The organism is Endoryza foliicola, assembly GCF_050589245.1.
GTDB lineage: Bacteria > Bacteroidota > Bacteroidia > Chitinophagales > Chitinophagaceae > Endoryza > Endoryza foliicola.
Genome location: NZ_JBOBEW010000002.1, coordinates 544021 through 561638, shown reverse-complemented (window position 1 = coordinate 561638; position 17618 = coordinate 544021). Strand labels below are relative to the sequence as shown.

The following is a 17618-nucleotide window of genomic DNA, read 5'->3' as shown; positions in this document are numbered from 1 at the left end:
CATAAAAAAAGTGCGGCACTTACTAGTACCGCACTTTTTATTTTAGCGATTTTCTCATTTCAGAGAAAACAAACTATCTACGAATTCGTGTTTATCGAATACCAATAAGTCTTCCATCTTTTCTCCCACTCCTATAAACTTCACCGGAATTTTAAACTGATTGGCAATCGCCAGAACAACACCACCTTTTGCAGTTCCATCTAATTTAGTGATGGCTATTGCAGTTACATCGGTGGTAGCTGTAAAATGTTTGGCTTGCTCCAAAGCATTTTGACCGGTACTGCCATCTAATACTAACAGAACTTCATGTGGAGCATCGGGAATGTGCTTCTGCACCACTCTTTTTATCTTATTCAATTCATCCATCAGGTGCGCTTTATTATGCAAGCGTCCGGCTGTATCAATAATTACCACATCACTGTTACGAGCCACACCACTTTGCACTGTATCGAAGGCAACTGATGCCGGATCGGCCCCCATACCCTGCTTCACAATTGGCACACCGGCTCTTTCACTCCAAACAGTCAGCTGATCAACGGCTGCTGCGCGAAAAGTATCGGCGGCGCCTAAAAGCACGTCTTTCCCGGCCTTTTTAAAATTATGTGCGAGTTTACCAATGGTGGTTGTTTTCCCTGCACCATTTACACCTACAACCAAAATTACATATGGCTTTGCTGGAAGTGGGCTGGTGAAACTATAATTATTAGCTGCGGGAGGATCAACCAATAAAGATTCAATCTCTTCTTGAAGAAGCTTGTTTAATTCAGAAGTAGTGAGGTATTTATCTTTGGCAACGCGTTCTTCAATTTTTTTGATTATGGCAACGGTAGTATCAACGCCAACATCTGCACTAAGCAAGGCCTCCTCTAAGTTATCGAGAACCTCATCGTCTACTGAACTCTTACCAGCGATCGCTTTGGTAATTTTCGATAGAAAGTTTTCCTTGGTCTTTTGCAGTCCTTGGTCTAAACTTTCTTTTTCTTTCTTACCAAACAATTTTCCAAAAAAACTCATATGCTCAATTGAAAAGCTAAAATACAAAAAGCTGTTCTTAACGGAACAGCTTTTCTTAATATCAAGTACTAACCCAAATTATTTTTGAGCCAAATATTCTTTGATCTTGTCTTTGTGAACGATCGCTTCTTTGAAAGTATAAGCGCCGCTTTTAGGACTGCGAACAGCCTTAATCACTTTTGACCAGTTTTTTGCTTCTGCTGCGGCCTTTTGGTCTTTTGTTTTGATCGCCGTTTTTGCTGCTTTTGCCATGATGCTTCGGTTTGAAAATGTTTACAAATTTGAATCTTCGGTATGATGTGCCGAAATCTTCAAATACCGCACATCCACTAAGGGTTCAAACAAATTATTTGATTTCCTTGTGTACAGTCACCTTCTTTAAGATAGGGTTGTACTTTTTCAACTCCAGACGTTCAGGAGTGTTCTTTTTGTTCTTGGTGCTGATGTAGCGGCTAGTGCCTGGCTGACCACTGTTTTTGTGCTCAGTACATTCCAAAATCACCTGAACTCTGTTACCTTTCTTTGCCATTTTTATAGCTTTTTACTGTTGTTTGTTAGATTTTTTCTCCTTTCGCTCTCAATTCCTTCACTACACTGTACAATCCGTTTTTGTTGATGGTGCGAATAGCTTCGGTAGAAACTTTCAAGGTAACCCATCTTCCTTCTTCGGCGAGGTAAAAGCGCTTCACCTGCAAATTGGGCAGAAAACGACGCTTGGTTTTAATATTTGAGTGAGAAACCTTGTTTCCTGTTACGGGAACTTTACCAGTCACCTGACATACTCTTGCCATGATTCAAAAAAATTTAGGACGGCAAAGGTCGGGAAAACTACCGTATCCACAAAAGAAATCCACATTTTTTTTGCCATTTTTCTTAACAAATGTGGATTACCTTCAGAACTCTCTCAATTTTAGCGTTTCTATTGGGCCTACAAACTTAATAATTTATTAATTTGTAATGAATTATGCTTGGCCCAATTTTGAAGATAAACCCTGCTCCGGATGAAACGAAAAACCATTGCTCGTGATATTAGTTGGCTCTCCTTTAACGAGCGCGTGTTGCAAGAAGCTGCCGACCCTACCGTTCCACTTCGCGAAAGAATTAAGTTCCTGGGAATCTTTTCCAATAACTTAGACGAATTTTTCAGAGTTCGCGTGGCAACGCTAAAGCGCATGGATCAATTTGGTAACAAATTGAAAAACATGCATTTAGTAGAATCGCCGGGGAGAATTCTGAACGAAATACAAGATATCGTGCTTCAGCAGCAAACCAAATTCGCAAGTATATGGGAACAAGTGCGAAAGGAGCTGGCAGCAGAAAAGATCTATTTGGTTACCGAAAAGCAACTCAACAAAGACCAGCAAAAGTTTGTACAAAACTACTTCGAAGAGGAAGTGCGCAGCAATACCATCCCTTTGATGGTTGAAAGCATTCCCCAGTTCCCGTATATCCGCGAAAAATCACTATACCTAGGGGTGGTTCTCTCACGCCGCGATGGGGCGCTCAAACGAAAATTCGCTATTATTGAGGTGCCGGCTCGCGCTAACGGCAGGTTCAAACAACTGCCTTCAGGAACAGACGAAACCCGGATCATCCTGCTCGAAGATGTGATTCGTTACAATCTAAAAAGCATTTTCTCCTTCTTTGGATACGATAAATACGAGTCATGGATCTTTAAAGTAACCAAAGACGCCGAAATTGATATCGATAACGACCTTTCAACCGATCTGGTGGAAAAACTGGAAAAGGGAATCAAAGACCGGAGAAAAGGTAAAGCCGTGCGTTTGGTTTACGACAAAGACATGGATCCCTCTCTACTCGATTTCCTCATTAAGAAATTAAGCCTTACCAAGAAAGACAACATCATTCCAGGCGGAAGAATTCACAATTTTCGCCATTTCATGGATTTCCCGGATGTATTCAAGAAGAAAGGATTGCGAAAGAAACCCTTTGCACACCCACTTCTAAAAGATTCACCTCGGGTTACTGATGTAATTCTGGAGAAAGATGTGATGTTGAACTTTCCTTATCATTCCTTCAACCCCGTTATTGACCTTTTGCGCGAAGCGGCCATTGACCCGGAAGTGAAATCCATAAAAATTACTGCATACCGCCTTGCATCGAACTCCAAAGTAGTGAATGCACTAATTAATGCCGTTCGTAATGGAAAAGAAGTGACCGTTATGCTCGAATTAAGAGCTCGATTCGAAGAAGAAGCAAACCTTTACTGGAAGAAGGTTTTGGAAGAAGAAGGCGTGAAAGTATTAATTGGAATACCCAATACTAAAGTGCATGCCAAAATGTGTTTGATCAAAAAAAGATTGGCTACACACACCATTCATTACGGTTTCGTTAGTACCGGAAATTTGAATGAGAAAACTTCCCTTGTATACGGCGATCATTGTTTACTTACTTCCGACCGTCATATCATGGCCGATGTGAATCGGATGTTCAACTACCTGCAGAATTGGAAAGATGGAACTCAGCTCTTAAAAGCGTGTAAAACCATTCTCCCCTGTCCTACCGGCCTCAGAAAAGAATTGATCAGACTAATTAAAAAGGAAATCAGAAATGCAAAGCAAGGCAAGGAAGCCGCTATTACGCTTAAAATGAATTCCTTGTCTGATGAGGTAATGATTTCATTGTTAACAGAAGCCGCCGCCAGTGGGGTGAAACTGCGACTTGTGATAAGAGGCATCTTTTGCATGTATACAGAAAACAAGAAATTTAAATTCCCTGTAAAGGCCATCAGCATCATCGACGAATACCTCGAACATGCGAGAGTATTTATTTTTCACAATGAGGGTAAAGAACTGGTGTACTTATCGTCTGCCGATTGGATGCAACGAAACCTCGACCACAGAGTTGAAGCTACTTTCCCGGTGCTCGACGACAATATTAAAAGAGTGTTGAAAAATATTCTTGATATTCAATTGAGTGATAATGTAAAAGCCAGAATTTTGGACAACGAATTGAAAAATGCGTACGTAAGGGAAAAGGGTGTAAAAAAGATTCGATCTCAAGTTGCCATTTTCGAGTACTTGTTTCAAAAAGCTCACAAACAGCATATAGTAGTCGATCCCGTTCCTCCCGACCTAACGCTTCAAACAACTTAGGCTTATGATGCGATTGGCAGCAATAGATATTGGAAGTAATGCAGCTCGTTTGTTGATTTCGGAGGTAATTCCAACCGACAATTTCCAGACACAGTTTCAAAAAATCAATTTGGTACGGGTACCACTTCGATTGGGATTTGATGTATTTGAATATGGTCGAATTTCTGATGCGAAAGTGAATATGATCATGAGTACCATGTACGCCTATCGAAATTTATTAGACGCCTACGGTGTACCCTTAAGCCATTTGAAAGCAGCTGCTACTTCTGCCATGCGCGACGCAGCCAATTCGAAAGAAATCATTGAAATGGTGAAAGAAAAAACCGGTATTCAAATTGAAGTGATTTCGGGAGATACGGAAGCCACCTTAATTTATGAAAACCATATTGCAGAAAACTTAGAAACCGGCCATGCTTACCTGTATATTGATGTTGGAGGTGGAAGTACAGAGCTAACTTTCTTTGCCGAGGGAAAACTAGTGTTCAAACGTTCTTTCAATATTGGCACCATTCGACTATTAAAAAAGCAAGTTGAAGAAGATCATTGGGACGAATTAAAAGAATACATCAAAAAAGCCACGAAAGGATTCGACGATATTATTGCCATCGGTTCGGGTGGTAATATCAACAAAATATTCTCCATTTCGAAAAAGAAGGAAGGAAAGCCCCTACAACTCGACCTTTTAAAAGACTACTATAAAGAATTCAATGCCTTTTCGGTAGCAGATAGAGTTAGAATTTACCACCTTCGGGAAGATCGCGCAGATGTAATTGTACCCGCGCTTCAAATTTATGTAAATGTGATGCGTTGGGCAGCTATAGACGAGATCTTTGTTCCGAAAATCGGATTGGCCGATGGACTGGTACAGCATTTATACGAAGAATTGAAGAATCAAGTGGTTAGTTCCTAACTTTGCAGGAATCTATAAACCGCTTATCCATGTCTACTCATAAAGAAATCAAGAAAATTACCACACACACCCTTCACAAAATGAAGGAGCAAGGTGAGAAAATAGCAATGATCACTGCTTACGACTACTCCTTTGCACGATTGTTCGATGCGGTTGGAATTGATGTGATTTTAGTTGGAGATTCTGCTTCAAATGTGATGGCAGGTCACGAAACAACCCTTCCAATAACATTGGATCAAATGATTTACCATGCAGCCTCGGTTATTAGAGCAGTTACGAGGAGTTTAGTGGTGGTAGATCTCCCCTTCGGAACATATCAGTCAAATCCTAAAGAAGCGCTGGCATCTGCAATCAGAATCATGAAAGAGACAGGTGCCCATGCCATTAAATTAGAAGGAGGCTCTGAAGTAGTGGAGTCTGTGAAAAAGATCGTTGCAGCCGGAATTCCTGTAATGGGTCACTTGGGATTGACGCCACAGTCAATTTATCAATTCGGAACCTATAATGTTCGAGCAAAAGAGGAAGCAGAGGCAACTAAACTTAAAACGGATGCACTGCTGCTGCAAGAGGCCGGATGTTTTGGGATTGTTTTAGAAAAAATTCCTGCGGAATTAGCCGCAGCAGTTTCTAAAAGTTTACACATCCCCACAATTGGAATTGGTGCGGGCTCAGAATGCAATGGACAAGTGTTGGTGATGCACGACTTGTTGGGGATCAATAATACCTTCAAACCTCGATTTTTACGTCAATATTTAAACTTAGAAGAGCTTGTATCGAACGCCGTAAAACAATACATTAGCGACGTTAAATCGGTTGACTTTCCAAATCAATCGGAACAATACTAGTTCTCGCGGATACAGATTGCTGTTATTATGAATTAAAATTTATTTGAACATGGATTTCTTAGTCAATCTCGGTATTAAACCAATTAATGAAGGTGTGTCTACCGGTAAAAATTGGATCCCCGGATCATCTGAAAAAATAGAAAGTTTTTCTCCCGTAGACGGAAAATTGATTGGCGCTGTTACAACTGCCGATGCTACATCGTATCGTAAAGTTGTGAACACAGCACAAGCAGCCTTTATTGAATGGCGCAAATGGCCAGCGCCGAAACGTGGTGAAGTGGTGCGCCAAATTGGCGAGGCACTTCGTGCTAAAAAAGACGACCTCGGAAAATTGGTGAGTTATGAAATGGGAAAAAGTTTGCAAGAAGGATATGGTGAAGTACAAGAAATGATCGATATCTGTGATTTTGCAGTTGGATTGTCGCGTCAACTTCATGGGTTAACTATGCACAGTGAACGTCCTGGTCATCGCATGTATGAGCAATGGCATCCACTTGGGCTGGTGGGAATCATTTCAGCTTTTAATTTTCCGGTTGCAGTTTGGAGCTGGAACACTATGTTAGCTTGGATTTGTGGCAATGTTTGCATTTGGAAACCATCCGAAAAAACACCCCTCTGCTCCATTGCTTGTCAAAATATAGTCAATGAGGTTTTTGAAAAAAATCAAGTACCGGAAGGAGTTTCTAGTATCATTAATGGGGGAAGAAATGTTGGTGAATGGATGAGTAACGATCCGGCCGTTCCGTTGGTGTCTGCCACCGGTTCTACTAGAATGGGAAAAGCAGTAGGCGCTGCAGTAGGTGCTCGATTGGGTCGTGCCCTTCTCGAATTAGGAGGTAACAACGCTATTATAATTTCTAAAGACGCGGATCTCAATATTGCCATTACGGGTGCTCTTTTTGGTGCTGTAGGCACTGCAGGACAACGTTGCACTACCACTCGCCGCCTTATTATTCATGAAAGCATCTATGACACTGTAAAAGAAAAGTTGGTCAATGCATACAAGCAATTAAAAATCGGCAACCCCTTAGATTCAGCGAACCATGTTGGTCCTTTAATCGATAAAGATGCCGTAAAACAATACTTACAGTCAATTGAAGCCTGTAAAGCGCAAGGAGGAAACTTCATCATTGAGGGTGGTGTTTTGGAGGGTACGGGATATGAAAGTGGTTGTTATGTGAAGCCATGTGTTGCAGAAGCAGAAAACCACTACCCTATCGTACAACATGAAACATTTGCCCCGATACTATACCTTCTAAAATATGCAAACATTGAGGAAGCCATTTCACTTCAAAATGGAGTTCCGCAAGGTTTGTCTTCTTCAATAATGACCTTGAATTTGAGAGAAGCCGAACAATTTCTTTCCGCCGCCGGAAGTGATTGTGGCATTGCGAATGTGAACATTGGTACATCAGGTGCAGAAATTGGAGGGGCTTTTGGAGGTGAAAAGGAAACGGGGGGCGGGCGCGAAAGCGGAAGTGATGCCTGGAAAAACTACATGCGTAGGCAAACCAATACCATTAACTATTCAACGCAATTGCCGTTGGCACAGGGTATCAAGTTCGATCTTTAAATGAATTCAAAGAGCGCTTCAATCAGCGCTCTTTTTATTTTACTGTAAATCAATATTTTACACAGAACTTTTAGTACTCAAATTAATCATCATTACATACTATCAGAATCAATTTTTCGTTATAGAAGTTCATAAAGTTTGATTGATTATGAAGCAACTGTATGTTTTTCTCGTAGGTTTACTGGCTTTTTCAAGTACCAAAGCTCAATTACGCCTTTCGCTTATTGGCGGTCCGGCTTCGGCTTCCGTAGTTGAAACCAATAGTATTCCGAACTGGGAAACCACTACGAAACCTAACTACAAATCGAAAACAGGTATCCAATTAGGTTTTCTAGCAGAAGTTCCGCTCGATAAGAAAAACAGATTTTTCTTCATGCCCGGCGCTCTGTATACTCAAAAAGGGAGAAAATATGCCCAAACGAACGACGCCGCTACCGCTCAATCAACCGATACCCTTACGTTTAATACCACTCTTAATACAAACTATATTGAAATTCCTTTGAATTTGGGCGTAAAGCTTCCCCTGGGCAAAAAAGTAAAGTTTTTCGCAAGTGTAGGTCCTTATTTGAGCTTCTTTTACAATGGCACATACGTAACAGAAAAGCGTGCTTTTTCCAATAATAAATTCACCAAAAACACAAATAATCTTGAAGTTGGTAAAGAAGAAAACAAAGTAACCACCTTTGATTTTGGTCTTGGAGGACGTGCAGGGTTTGATTTTGGTGGAGTATATCTTTCTGCTTTTGCTAGCAGAGGGGTTTCTGATTTCTATCGTGCTGCTTACGATGGTAGCTTCAAACATCAAGTAGTTGGGGGTTCTTTAGGCATTTGGTTAAACAGAACTACGCCGAAACCTCCAAAAGATTCTGATAAGGATGGAGTACGGGATGATAAAGATGGTTGCCCTTCAGTTCCTGGCACAATTGCTGCCAATGGATGTCCTGACAGGGATAATGACGGTATTCCGGATGCTACAGATAAATGCCCAACAAAACCAGGGAAAGCCGCTTATAATGGCTGCCCGCCACCCGATTCGGATAAAGATGGCGTAAATGATGAAGAAGACAAATGTCCTTCTGTACCGGGCTTAAAAAAATACAATGGATGTCCAATTCCGGATAAAGACCAGGACGGAATTAACGATGAAGAAGATGCCTGCCCTGAAGTTGCCGGTATTGCAGCTCTAAAAGGTTGCCCTCAAAAAGATACAGACGGCGATGGAATTACAGACGATAAAGACAAGTGTCCTACAGTGGCTGGTATCGCAGCAAACAGTGGATGTCCGGAGATCAAAAAAGAAGTAGTGGAAAAGGTCAATTATGCTGCACAGAATATCTACTTCCGAAACAAGAGTGATGTATTGGCAATAACGTCTTACAAATCACTTGATGATATTGCGAAGTTGCTCAAAGAGAATGCCTATGTTCAAGTTACCATCAACGGACATACTGACAATATTGGTTCACCGGCATTTAATAAGGAGCTTAGTTTGAAGCGTGCAGAAGCAGTAAAACAATACTTTTTGATGAAAGGTATTGATGCATCCAGAATCAAAGCAATTGGATGGGGGCTTGAAAAGCCAATCGCTTCTAATGCAACGCCTGAAGGAAGATCAAAGAATAGACGCGTGGAAATTACATTAGAATAACATTACATAAATAAGACCTAAAAAGAGAAAGCCGCTTACGAATTCTATTAGTAAGTGGCTTTCATTTTTTATCTTTACTGAATTCTGTTAACATTAACACAAAAAGAGTAGCGGTACAACGAAATAGGTACTAAGCGCATCATAGTAAAAAATAGAATATGAGTAGAATTACAAAGATTTTGGGAGCATTTATTCTTACCCTTCTGTCCATCAAATCATTCGCACAAGGAACTTCAAGTAAAAAAAGCAACGAAGTGCCCAAGGGATGGCATTTAATGGACAAAGAAAAGGATGGTCAATATGGAATTAGTTTAAATAAAGCGTACGATTTCTTTAAATCGAAAAAACTAAAAAGCAAACAAGTAATTGTTGCAGTCATTGATTCAGGGATCGATACACTTCATGAAGATTTAAAAGATGTACTATGGGTTAATACTAAAGAAATTCCGGGCAATGGCATTGACGATGACCAAAACGGTTATGTAGATGACATCAATGGTTGGAACTTCTTAGGAAACAAGAATGGAAAAAATGTTGAACAGGATTCTTATGAAGGAGCACGTGTTTACCACGCCTTGAAATCTAAATACGAAGGTAAAACCATTGACATCAATTCACTTTCTGAAGATGATAAGTATGAATATACGATGTGGAAGAAGGCAAAAGAAGCCGTAATGGGAAGTTCAGAAGACGAAGGTGTTGACTTGTATTTCCTAAAAAAAGTAGTAGGCGCTTCCAAAAAGCAAGATAGCATTTTGAAAAAAGCAATGGGAAAAGATATCTATACTGGAAACGAATTAGATGCATTTGAACCCAAAACACAGGCTGAGCGCGTTGCAAAAACATCCTTATTGAGTTTGTTCAAAGGGAATAATATGATGGAGCTCTCTAACAAAGAGTTCATCGAAGGATTTGAACAATATTTGCGCGGAGAAGAAAGTAAAGCAGAGGCAAAAGAAAAAGCTCCCATCCCCTATCGAGCTAATGTAGTGGGCGACAATGAAGATGACATCAATGATAAAGGATACGGTAATAACAATGTTATGGTAAGCCTCAGTGCAAGTGAACATGGAACACACGTATCAGGTATTATTGCCGCAAGCAGAGGAAATGGAAAAGGTGTTGATGGTATTGCCGACAATGTAAAAATAATGATGCTACGAGCCGTACCTGATGGAGATGAACATGATAAAGACATTGCATTAGCGATACGCTATGCAGTTGATAATGGAGCAAAAGTTATCAATATGAGTTTTGGAAAGAGCTTTTCTCCGCACAAAAAATGGATTGATGAGGCGGTTAATTATGCGCAAAGCAAAGGAGTGTTGCTAGTTCATGCAGCAGGAAATGATCATAAAAATGTAGACTCAACCGACAATTTTCCAAATCCATTGTACTTAGGTTCAGGTAAACAAGCAACCAATTGGATCACTGTAGGAGCAAGTGCAAATGGTGACCCCGATCAAGATGGGTTTACAGCTTCGTTTTCGAACTATGGCAAAGAACAAGTGGATGTATTTGCACCCGGAGCTCGAATTTATGCTACATTCCCAGGAGGAAATGTTTATAGAAGTTTAGATGGTACAAGCATGGCTTCTCCCGTGGTAGCAGGAACGGCAGCCTTACTACTATCCTACTTCCCCTATTTAACCCCCGAACAATTGAAGGAATGTATCGAAAAAGGTGCTGTATCTCCCGGTCAAAAAGTAAGAAAGCCGGGAACAGATCAAATGATAGATCTGTCTGAAATTTCAAAAACGGGCGGTTTGCTCAATGCGTATGAATCGGCAAAAATTGCAGCAAATATGAGCCCGCAATCAAAAAATGAGAATAGCTCAAAGCCGACACTTAAAAACAAAAAGAACTAGAAAATAAAGTATCCTAAAAAAGGCAAACATGGTTTGCCTTTTTTTATGCCTAAAATTTAACATTGGAAAAAATCCTAAAAAACTACCTTTAAAATAAAAAACAATGATTTCGCGAAAAGAGTTATCAGTTCCGGAGTTCTTCAATAATTATTTAGGCAAAGCCGGAGACGATCATTTATTAAAAGCATTGGCAGGAAATACCAAAAGACTAAAAAAATGTTTGAAATCAATTTCTGCAAAAAAATCGGGTCATGCTTATGCAGAAGGAAAATGGACAATCAAAGAATTGATTCAACACATGATTGATACTGAACGCGTGTTTATCTTTAGAGCTTTGTGGTTCTCTCGAAAAGACCCTAATCCTCAATTCGGTTTCGATGAAAATCACTGGGCACAAAACGCCCCGGTTACTCATAAAAGTTGGGAAGATCTGTGTGCCGAGTTTTTGGCACTGCGTAAAGCAACGGAACTATTCTTTCAAGGCTTGACCAATGAGCAGCTTCAATCGGTAGGAATAGCCAGCAACAACCCAATCAGCGTTGCAGCATTGGGATTCATTGCTGCAGGGCATTGTAATCATCATATTGACATTATCGAAGAACGATACTTCCCTAAAAAGAAATCGAAGAAAACGAAGAAATAAGTTATACTTTGAAATAGTGTTTAATAGCATTGGTGAGGAATGCATACATTTCATGTAAGCGTTCCTCATTTTTTATTAAGTCCAAATGTTTTTGAATGGTAACTTCATCTTTTCGAATGGCAGGTCCGGTTTGCCAGGTATTAGCGGGCCCTATGTTCAACCGGTTGAGTGTTTCTTGTAATAGTGGCATTACTAAATCAAAATCCAAGTTCTTAGCCCTCATAAATTCTTGAAGCTGAATAAGAATATAATTCGTGAAGTTATTCGCTACAATAGCTGCCAAATGGTAGTTCAATCGTTGCTCATCATTTACCACCGTTACCGACAGCGCCCATGGATTGGCAAGGGCTTCTAGGCTGTTTATTACTTTGGGTGAATTTCCATTTATGAATATAGGAATTGGCGGGTTCGGTTTTCGCTCTTTTCGCGTAGACTGGTACGGATACAAGACTCCATAATTTGAAAATTTCTCCTCAAATATTGTTTGAGGAATAGAGCCGGCCGTATGAACAACGATGCCTGAATAAGGCGGTAACGACGATACAAGAGGAGTTAATGCCGCATCGGATACGGCAAGAATCCAAATATCTGAACCGTTTGGAACTTCATTCAAATTGACGATCGCTTTGGCTCCGAGCTGTTTTGAAAGTTCATCTGCATTTTCCGGGGTACGTCCATAAATAAAATCAATATCGTTCCCTGCATTCTTCAAAAGAGTGCCGAAAACAGTTGCAATATTGCCTGTTCCAAAAATTCCAATTCTCATACCGTAACTTTGAGCAATGAAATTAGCACAAAAATTAGTGGTAAACTATTTGAGGGCAAGGCTCAATTTATTAGCAGTTGTTTCAAAAAAAAGAGCCGCAAAAAAAGCATTTGCACTATTCAGTACGCCTTTTAGAAAGCCAAAAAAGAAAACCCCTCCTATCTTTTCCAAAGGGGAAAAACTCAGTTTCAAATTAGACGCAAACACCACTATTCGCGGGCATCGCTTTAATCATCCTAGTAAAGACAAAGTTCTGATCATTCATGGCTTTGAATCTGCTTCTAAAAACTTTGATCGATATATTAGTGCATTTGTAAAGAAAGGCTATGAAGTATTGGCTTTCGATGCACCGGCACATGGCCAATCGGATGGAAAAAGAATCATACTTCCGATGTATATTGAAACCATAAAAACTATTGATCGACTGTACGGTCCAATCAATAAGTTTATGGCCCACTCCTTTGGTGGATTGGCACTAGCACATTTTCTGGAGTTTGTAAGCCATGATGAATCAACTAAAGCCGTTTTCATTGCTCCTGCAACGGAAACCACCACTGCAATTGATACATTTTTCAAATTCTTAGACCTATCTCCGGAGGTTAGAAAAGAGTTTGATCAACTTATTTTTGAAAAAGCTGGGGTGTATGCAGATCATTTTTCAGTTCGTAGGGCCATGCATCACATTAAAGCTACCGGACTTTGGTTACACGATGAAGACGATGACCTTACCCCCTTGTCGGATGCGCTTAAAGTGAAAGAAGACCAACACCCGAATTTGGAGTTTATTATTACAAAAGGCTTAGGTCATCGAAAAATATACCGCGACAATATTGTGAAGCGAAAAATCGTGGATTTCCTATAAAATAAGGGTTTTACAAAATACGAATAACTGTTAGGAAACTATTATCTTAGTCCTCTAAATGTATCAGTTATGCATTATTTGCAACAAGGATTGTTTGTGCTGAGTGCCGGATTGGCCATCTTCTTATTTGCGAAAAAAGCCGGTCAAATCAAAAGAAACATTCTCCTGGGTCGTGATGCCAACTTTAGCGATCGCAGTGGAGAAAGATGGAAAAACTTGTTTCTACTGGCATTTGGACAAAAGAAGATGTTCCAAAATCCAATGGTTGCTGTTTTACATTTCATCATTTATGCCGGCTTTTTGATCATCAATATTGAAGTACTAGAAATTTTCTTGGACGGTATATTAGGAACGCATCGCTTATTCTTGCCCGTGCTGGGGTCGTTTTACACCTTTTTGATCAATAGTTTTGAGTTGTTGGCTTTGGGTGTATTGATTACTTGTGTAATTTTTCTAACTAGACGATATGGTATAAAGGTTAAACGCTTGGTGAGCCGCGACTTAACTGGCTGGCCCAAATCAGACGCTACCATTATTTTGGTTACTGAAATTGTACTCATGAGTTTGTTTTTAACCATGAATGCTGCCGATAGAAGTTTGCAGTTACAAGGGGTTGAAGGATACCATGAAACCGGTGGATTCATTGTTTCGAACTATTTAGTTTCCGCCTTCAGCACTTGGAGCAGCACTTCACTAATTGTATTAGAGAGAACTTGTTGGTGGTTGCATATTCTAGGAATCTTTGCATTTTTGAATTATTTACCATGGTCAAAGCATTTACATATTATCCTCGCTTTTCCGAATGCTTATTTCGCAAGACTGGAGACACCGGGTAAAATAACAAACATGCCCTCGGTTCAAAACGAAGTACTTTATGCCATGCAACCCGAGTTGGCACCTACAGATGCGGCAGCTCCCGGGAAATTTGGGGCTAAAGATGTGATGGATTTAACCTGGAAGAACTTATTGGACGCCTATAGTTGTACAGAATGTGGACGCTGTTCCTCGCAATGTCCGGCTAATTTAACCGGAAAGGCTTTGTCGCCTCGAAAAATAATGATGGCAACAAGAGATCGCCTCGAAATGGTAGGTGAAAACATCAATAAAAATGGATCCTTTGTTCCTGATGGGAAAACGTTACTTCACGATTTTATTACTGTAGAAGAATTGAGAGCTTGTACAACCTGCAATGCTTGCGTGGAAGCATGCCCTGTTTCAATCTCTCCATTGGAAATTATAATTGATATGCGCAGAGCATTGATAATGGAAGATAGCAATGCTCCACAGGAATGGAACAGTATGTTTAGTAATGTAGAAAATAATTTTGCACCTTGGAAATTCTCTCCTGATGACAGAGATGCCTGGGTTAATTCATAACTGAGAATAGCATGGAACTAGCTTCTTTCCCCTTTCAAACAATTCCTTGGGACTCAATTCCATGGCAGCCCCACAAGGGCGAATCGGGTGTTGCCTATTGGAAAACCTTTCAGATGGGTACCATTCGAATTAGGAAAGTGAAATACTCAGAAGGATATATCGCAGATCATTGGTGCACAAAAGGTCATATAATTTTTTGTTACGATGGTAAAATGTTGACTGAACTGGAAGACGGAAGAAAGTTTGAACTAAAAGCGGGTATGACCTATTGTACTGGTGACAACAATGAACCGCATAAAACGAGCACCAAGTACGGATGTAAATTGTTTATTGTAGATTAATAAAATAGAAAAGCAGTTCCAAAAAGAACTGCTTTTCACATTTTAGTATTGGTGAGCTATTTTAATTGAATAGGATATTCTATACCAAGAATTTTTACTACAGCAGCATTGTCGCAACCGGTGCTACCATAGTCCAAGGTAATTTTCGGTGACCCGGTTAAAGTAAGGTCAAGCACTCCACTTTCAAACCATTTGCAGTTCATTTTACGAACCAATTCTTGTGTTATTGCAATGGTATATTCTTTTCCTTCGATGGTTGTTCCGCTGGCATTTCCGGTAATTCCATATACATCATCGAGTATATTTAAAGCAGTTGCTGCACCTGCCTTCCATTCACGATAACGCGTGCTAGCCCAAGTGAATGTTCCTCCATTGTTTGCTTTGGTAATCGCACCATTTACCACAATTTTATATACCCAGTTGCCGGCCTGATTCAACCCTTGATTCGTAATAGTTTTTGTGCCTTCAATTTTATTATCGTCTACATAGTAATTTTCGAGCGTGAAATTTACAATCGTGCCCGACTCACGGTACTTACCCGTATAAGTTGCAATAACTTTACCTCTTCTATTCCTACCATCTAAGCAATAACAATTGCTGGTGCCGAAGTCTACAGTAATTTTTTTGGGATTGCTTGTTGTATCAATTGAAAGCGTGATACAGGATGATCCCATTTGGGATATCTGACCGTCGCGGATACCGTTTACATCAAAATTTACGGTACTATTAATAGCAGCTTGATCTATTAAGGTAGTCAGATCATTGAATTGTGCTTCCGCGAACGCATTGTTTTCTGCCGCTTCCGTAGATTGTTGAGAATTTTCCGCCGATTTTTTGCAAGAGAAAAGTGACAAGGATACCAACAATCCTAACACAGAAATTTGAAGAAGTTGATTTTTCATGAATAGGTTTTAAGCGATAAAGGAAAACCTTTAAACGAAAAATCAGAATGATTTGGTGTGTAAGAACTGTTAATAACAAATAAATGCGATATCTAATTAATAATCAACTAATTAACATTTCGCTTTTTCTTGATTAATTGGATAATTTGAACCAATGCTGCTATAGCGAAAGCCGCTGATATACAATAGTTTATTATCGTTTTTGCTGTAGCCAACCGCTCTGAAAGTAGTAGGCCTCCAAAAATAAACACGGCATTTCCGAAAAATGTTCCAACTCCAATACCTCCAATATAGGAGTTATAGGCCGATGATTTTCTTTCAAGTGTGCCTTTTGAAAACAGAATTGAGCTCCACCCAAACCAGAAGGGTATTTGGGCCGGATTAATAGCACTAAGCAACAAACCCGCTAAAAAAGGGGAAATAGAATGAATGATACTACTGGAGACACTTGTTTGCGAAGATTCGGCCGATAAAAAAGTAGTGACAGCTAAAATTAGAAGAATGCCAATTGACGTCAATTGCAGCCATTTGAAAAAGCCCTCTTTCTTCAAAAACCAATCAATAGTAAGTAAGGAAAGACGTACGTAGATCATTTCTACCACAAGTGCTCCCAGTGAAAAGCTAAACGCCGACAGCAGTCCATATTCAATCGATAGTTGCAATGCTGTAACATTCAGTACACCCAATGGCAGTGTGCCTAAAAAGCTGATGAGCATTCCTGTAAAAAGTAAACGAACATTCATGTTACAAGGGCATTGCTTCTAGTTTTTTACTCCACTCTTTGTCTTCTCGTAACATTGCCACTCCTTCTTTATAACTCAAATATGGTACCCCATTGCTATGATTCGCTGTACTTATTTTATAAAGAATTTTCCAGTGTCGCAGGATCTCTTTCCATGCATAAAACAAAGAGTGTTTGGGGTCGTACATATGTGTTGGTTCTGCACCGGCTCCATTTATTTCGATAATAATAAAGTTGGCTCCTTTTTTTAACTCTTCCCATGATTTATATCGAATGTCCAATCTTCCAAAGTAGAAATCCGGAATTTGCTTGCAAACAGCATCAAAACAATCGATCAACTCTTGATCAATCAAGTGACTGTCGTCTAAAAACAATGCACCGCGAGCATGATTGCCAAAAGGAGAAATAATCCGCTTCTCACCCAAAAGAGGAATTTGATCTAACTGATCTTTTGCAAGAGTGGTTAACGAGCTCAAATACATCAAAGACCTTTTATCGGCATGTAACAGTTGGGAAACGGTTTGCTTTCCGTCTCCTATAACACTTAGAAATTCCTTACGAACGATGCCTGATAAAGTGCCTTTGTTCGCACCTGGAAATCGATAGTAGAACAATCCGATTTCATTTTCATATTCAATGTATTCCTGTATATGAAAATCTAAAGCGGCCGATTGAACAAATGTTGCAATATCCGCTTCTGTTTTCAAGATTTTGACTCCTCTACCTCTAGCTCCAATATTTGGTTTGCCAATTAAAGGGAAGGTGAGCCCGGCTTCAACCACTTTTTCGATTACAACAGAAGCAGTTTGAGGTAAATCAAAAAAAAGGGTCCTTGCCGCATATGCCGGCGGAATAATTGGATGAATGTCCTTCTTAGATTCGTTCAAAAAACCACCGTTCTTAATGGAAGGATTTGAAGCAGTGTAGAAAAAAAAGGACTTTGCCTTTAAACAAAAGTAAAGCATTATAGGATAGATTGGCCCATAAACTGCTGTAAAAGGCCAATATTCC

General features: G+C 39.9%; 18 protein-coding genes. 10 read left to right on the top strand and 8 right to left on the bottom strand.

Features of this window, described 5'->3' with window-relative positions:
* Window positions 1–54: 54 nt before the first annotated feature.
* The 4 genes from ftsY to rpmB form a co-directional block, all read right to left on the bottom strand.
* Window positions 55–1014, bottom strand: coding sequence for a signal recognition particle-docking protein FtsY (gene ftsY, locus ACQ2HE_RS06635; RefSeq protein WP_430897186.1), 960 nt, complete (start codon window positions 1012–1014; stop codon window positions 55–57).
* 78 nt (window positions 1015–1092) lie between these two features.
* Entirely contained in the window at window positions 1093–1266 is a 174-nt protein-coding gene (locus tag ACQ2HE_RS06630; protein ID WP_430897188.1) for a DUF4295 family protein, read from the bottom strand.
* A gap of 94 nt (window positions 1267–1360) precedes the next feature.
* A complete protein-coding gene (gene rpmG / locus ACQ2HE_RS06625) occupies window positions 1361–1543 on the bottom strand; it encodes a 50S ribosomal protein L33 (protein WP_038107717.1) in 183 nt (60 codons plus the stop codon).
* Window positions 1544–1568: 25 nt separating this feature from the next.
* Window positions 1569–1805 carry a 50S ribosomal protein L28 gene (gene rpmB / locus ACQ2HE_RS06620; protein WP_430897190.1) on the bottom strand — a complete coding sequence of 79 codons (237 nt, stop codon included), beginning with the start codon at window positions 1803–1805 and terminating at the stop codon, window positions 1569–1571.
* A gap of 210 nt (window positions 1806–2015) precedes the next feature.
* Between rpmB and ppk1 the strand changes: the two genes are divergently transcribed.
* From ppk1 to ACQ2HE_RS06585, 7 genes are all read left to right on the top strand, one after another.
* Window positions 2016–4130 carry a polyphosphate kinase 1 gene (gene ppk1, locus ACQ2HE_RS06615; RefSeq protein ID WP_430897192.1) on the top strand — a complete coding sequence of 705 codons (2115 nt, stop codon included), beginning with the start codon at window positions 2016–2018 and terminating at the stop codon, window positions 4128–4130.
* A 4-nt stretch (window positions 4131–4134) separates the two neighbouring features.
* Window positions 4135–5040, top strand: a complete 906-nt coding sequence (locus ACQ2HE_RS06610; protein ID WP_430897194.1) for a Ppx/GppA phosphatase family protein — start codon at window positions 4135–4137, stop codon at window positions 5038–5040.
* Between the two features lie 29 nt (window positions 5041–5069).
* Window positions 5070–5885 carry a 3-methyl-2-oxobutanoate hydroxymethyltransferase gene (gene panB, locus ACQ2HE_RS06605; protein WP_430897196.1) on the top strand — a complete coding sequence of 272 codons (816 nt, stop codon included), beginning with the start codon at window positions 5070–5072 and terminating at the stop codon, window positions 5883–5885.
* Window positions 5886–5934: 49 nt separating this feature from the next.
* On the top strand, window positions 5935–7458 hold the full coding sequence (gene amaB / locus ACQ2HE_RS06600; protein ID WP_430897198.1) for an L-piperidine-6-carboxylate dehydrogenase: 1524 nt from the start codon (window positions 5935–5937) through the stop codon (window positions 7456–7458).
* 148 nt (window positions 7459–7606) lie between these two features.
* Window positions 7607–9106 carry an OmpA family protein gene (locus ACQ2HE_RS06595; protein WP_430897200.1) on the top strand — a complete coding sequence of 500 codons (1500 nt, stop codon included), beginning with the start codon at window positions 7607–7609 and terminating at the stop codon, window positions 9104–9106.
* Between the two features lie 158 nt (window positions 9107–9264).
* Window positions 9265–10974, top strand: coding sequence for a S8 family peptidase (locus ACQ2HE_RS06590; protein ID WP_430897202.1), 1710 nt, complete (start codon window positions 9265–9267; stop codon window positions 10972–10974).
* Between the two features lie 103 nt (window positions 10975–11077).
* Window positions 11078–11617, top strand: coding sequence for a DinB family protein (locus ACQ2HE_RS06585; protein ID WP_430897204.1), 540 nt, complete (start codon window positions 11078–11080; stop codon window positions 11615–11617).
* A gap of 1 nt (window position 11618) precedes the next feature.
* Here ACQ2HE_RS06585 and ACQ2HE_RS06580 read toward each other — a convergent pair whose 3' ends face one another.
* Window positions 11619–12383 (bottom strand): Rossmann-like and DUF2520 domain-containing protein, encoded by a 765-nt coding sequence (locus tag ACQ2HE_RS06580; RefSeq protein ID WP_430897206.1) that lies wholly within the window; start codon window positions 12381–12383, stop codon window positions 11619–11621.
* 16 nt (window positions 12384–12399) lie between these two features.
* Here ACQ2HE_RS06580 and ACQ2HE_RS06575 point away from each other — a divergent pair, with 16 nt between their 5' ends.
* The 3 genes from ACQ2HE_RS06575 (at window position 12400) to ACQ2HE_RS06565 (ending at window position 14963) form a co-directional block, all read left to right on the top strand.
* The gene (locus ACQ2HE_RS06575) at window positions 12400–13245 is read left to right on the top strand and encodes an alpha/beta hydrolase (RefSeq protein ID WP_430897208.1); all 846 of its coding nucleotides are present in this window, start codon (window positions 12400–12402) and stop codon (window positions 13243–13245) included.
* 69 nt (window positions 13246–13314) lie between these two features.
* Complete coding sequence (locus ACQ2HE_RS06570) at window positions 13315–14622, top strand: 4Fe-4S dicluster domain-containing protein (protein WP_430897210.1); 1308 nt, start codon at window positions 13315–13317, stop codon at window positions 14620–14622.
* Window positions 14623–14633: 11 nt separating this feature from the next.
* Complete coding sequence (locus tag ACQ2HE_RS06565) at window positions 14634–14963, top strand: DHCW motif cupin fold protein (protein ID WP_430897212.1); 330 nt, start codon at window positions 14634–14636, stop codon at window positions 14961–14963.
* A 56-nt stretch (window positions 14964–15019) separates the two neighbouring features.
* On the opposite strand, the gene ACQ2HE_RS06560 is transcribed toward ACQ2HE_RS06565, so the two are convergent.
* From ACQ2HE_RS06560 to ACQ2HE_RS06550, 3 genes are all read right to left on the bottom strand, one after another.
* Window positions 15020–15865 carry a hypothetical protein gene (locus ACQ2HE_RS06560; RefSeq protein ID WP_430897214.1) on the bottom strand — a complete coding sequence of 282 codons (846 nt, stop codon included), beginning with the start codon at window positions 15863–15865 and terminating at the stop codon, window positions 15020–15022.
* A 107-nt stretch (window positions 15866–15972) separates the two neighbouring features.
* Window positions 15973–16608, bottom strand: coding sequence for a LysE family translocator (locus ACQ2HE_RS06555; protein WP_430897215.1), 636 nt, complete (start codon window positions 16606–16608; stop codon window positions 15973–15975).
* Window position 16609: 1 nt separating this feature from the next.
* The gene (locus ACQ2HE_RS06550) at window positions 16610–17572 is read right to left on the bottom strand and encodes an ATP-grasp domain-containing protein (RefSeq protein WP_430897217.1); all 963 of its coding nucleotides are present in this window, start codon (window positions 17570–17572) and stop codon (window positions 16610–16612) included.
* Window positions 17573–17618 lie beyond the last annotated feature (46 nt).

Excerpts from the sequence above, each read along its gene's own strand:
- rpmB (WP_430897190.1), bottom strand. The coding sequence starts at position 1,805 with ATGGCAAGAGTATGTCAGGTGACTGGTAAAGTTCCCGTAACAGGAAAC.
- rpmG (WP_038107717.1), bottom strand. The coding sequence starts at position 1,543 with ATGGCAAAGAAAGGTAACAGAGTTCAGGTGATTTTGGAATGTACTGAG.
- ftsY (WP_430897186.1), bottom strand. The coding sequence starts at position 1,014 with ATGAGTTTTTTTGGAAAATTGTTTGGTAAGAAAGAAAAAGAAAGTTTA.
- ACQ2HE_RS06565 (WP_430897212.1), top strand. The coding sequence starts at position 14,634 with ATGGAACTAGCTTCTTTCCCCTTTCAAACAATTCCTTGGGACTCAATT.
- ACQ2HE_RS06560 (WP_430897214.1), bottom strand. The coding sequence starts at position 15,865 with ATGAAAAATCAACTTCTTCAAATTTCTGTGTTAGGATTGTTGGTATCC.
- ACQ2HE_RS06570 (WP_430897210.1), top strand. The coding sequence starts at position 13,315 with ATGCATTATTTGCAACAAGGATTGTTTGTGCTGAGTGCCGGATTGGCC.
- ACQ2HE_RS06580 (WP_430897206.1), bottom strand. The coding sequence starts at position 12,383 with ATGAGAATTGGAATTTTTGGAACAGGCAATATTGCAACTGTTTTCGGC.
- ACQ2HE_RS06575 (WP_430897208.1), top strand. The coding sequence starts at position 12,400 with ATGAAATTAGCACAAAAATTAGTGGTAAACTATTTGAGGGCAAGGCTC.
- ACQ2HE_RS06555 (WP_430897215.1), bottom strand. The coding sequence starts at position 16,608 with ATGAATGTTCGTTTACTTTTTACAGGAATGCTCATCAGCTTTTTAGGC.
- amaB (WP_430897198.1), top strand. The coding sequence starts at position 5,935 with ATGGATTTCTTAGTCAATCTCGGTATTAAACCAATTAATGAAGGTGTG.
- panB (WP_430897196.1), top strand. The coding sequence starts at position 5,070 with ATGTCTACTCATAAAGAAATCAAGAAAATTACCACACACACCCTTCAC.
- ACQ2HE_RS06630 (WP_430897188.1), bottom strand. The coding sequence starts at position 1,266 with ATGGCAAAAGCAGCAAAAACGGCGATCAAAACAAAAGACCAAAAGGCC.
- ACQ2HE_RS06610 (WP_430897194.1), top strand. The coding sequence starts at position 4,135 with ATGATGCGATTGGCAGCAATAGATATTGGAAGTAATGCAGCTCGTTTG.
- ACQ2HE_RS06595 (WP_430897200.1), top strand. The coding sequence starts at position 7,607 with ATGAAGCAACTGTATGTTTTTCTCGTAGGTTTACTGGCTTTTTCAAGT.
- ACQ2HE_RS06590 (WP_430897202.1), top strand. The coding sequence starts at position 9,265 with ATGAGTAGAATTACAAAGATTTTGGGAGCATTTATTCTTACCCTTCTG.
- ACQ2HE_RS06550 (WP_430897217.1), bottom strand. The coding sequence starts at position 17,572 with ATGCTTTACTTTTGTTTAAAGGCAAAGTCCTTTTTTTTCTACACTGCT.
- ACQ2HE_RS06585 (WP_430897204.1), top strand. The coding sequence starts at position 11,078 with ATGATTTCGCGAAAAGAGTTATCAGTTCCGGAGTTCTTCAATAATTAT.
- ppk1 (WP_430897192.1), top strand. The coding sequence starts at position 2,016 with ATGAAACGAAAAACCATTGCTCGTGATATTAGTTGGCTCTCCTTTAAC.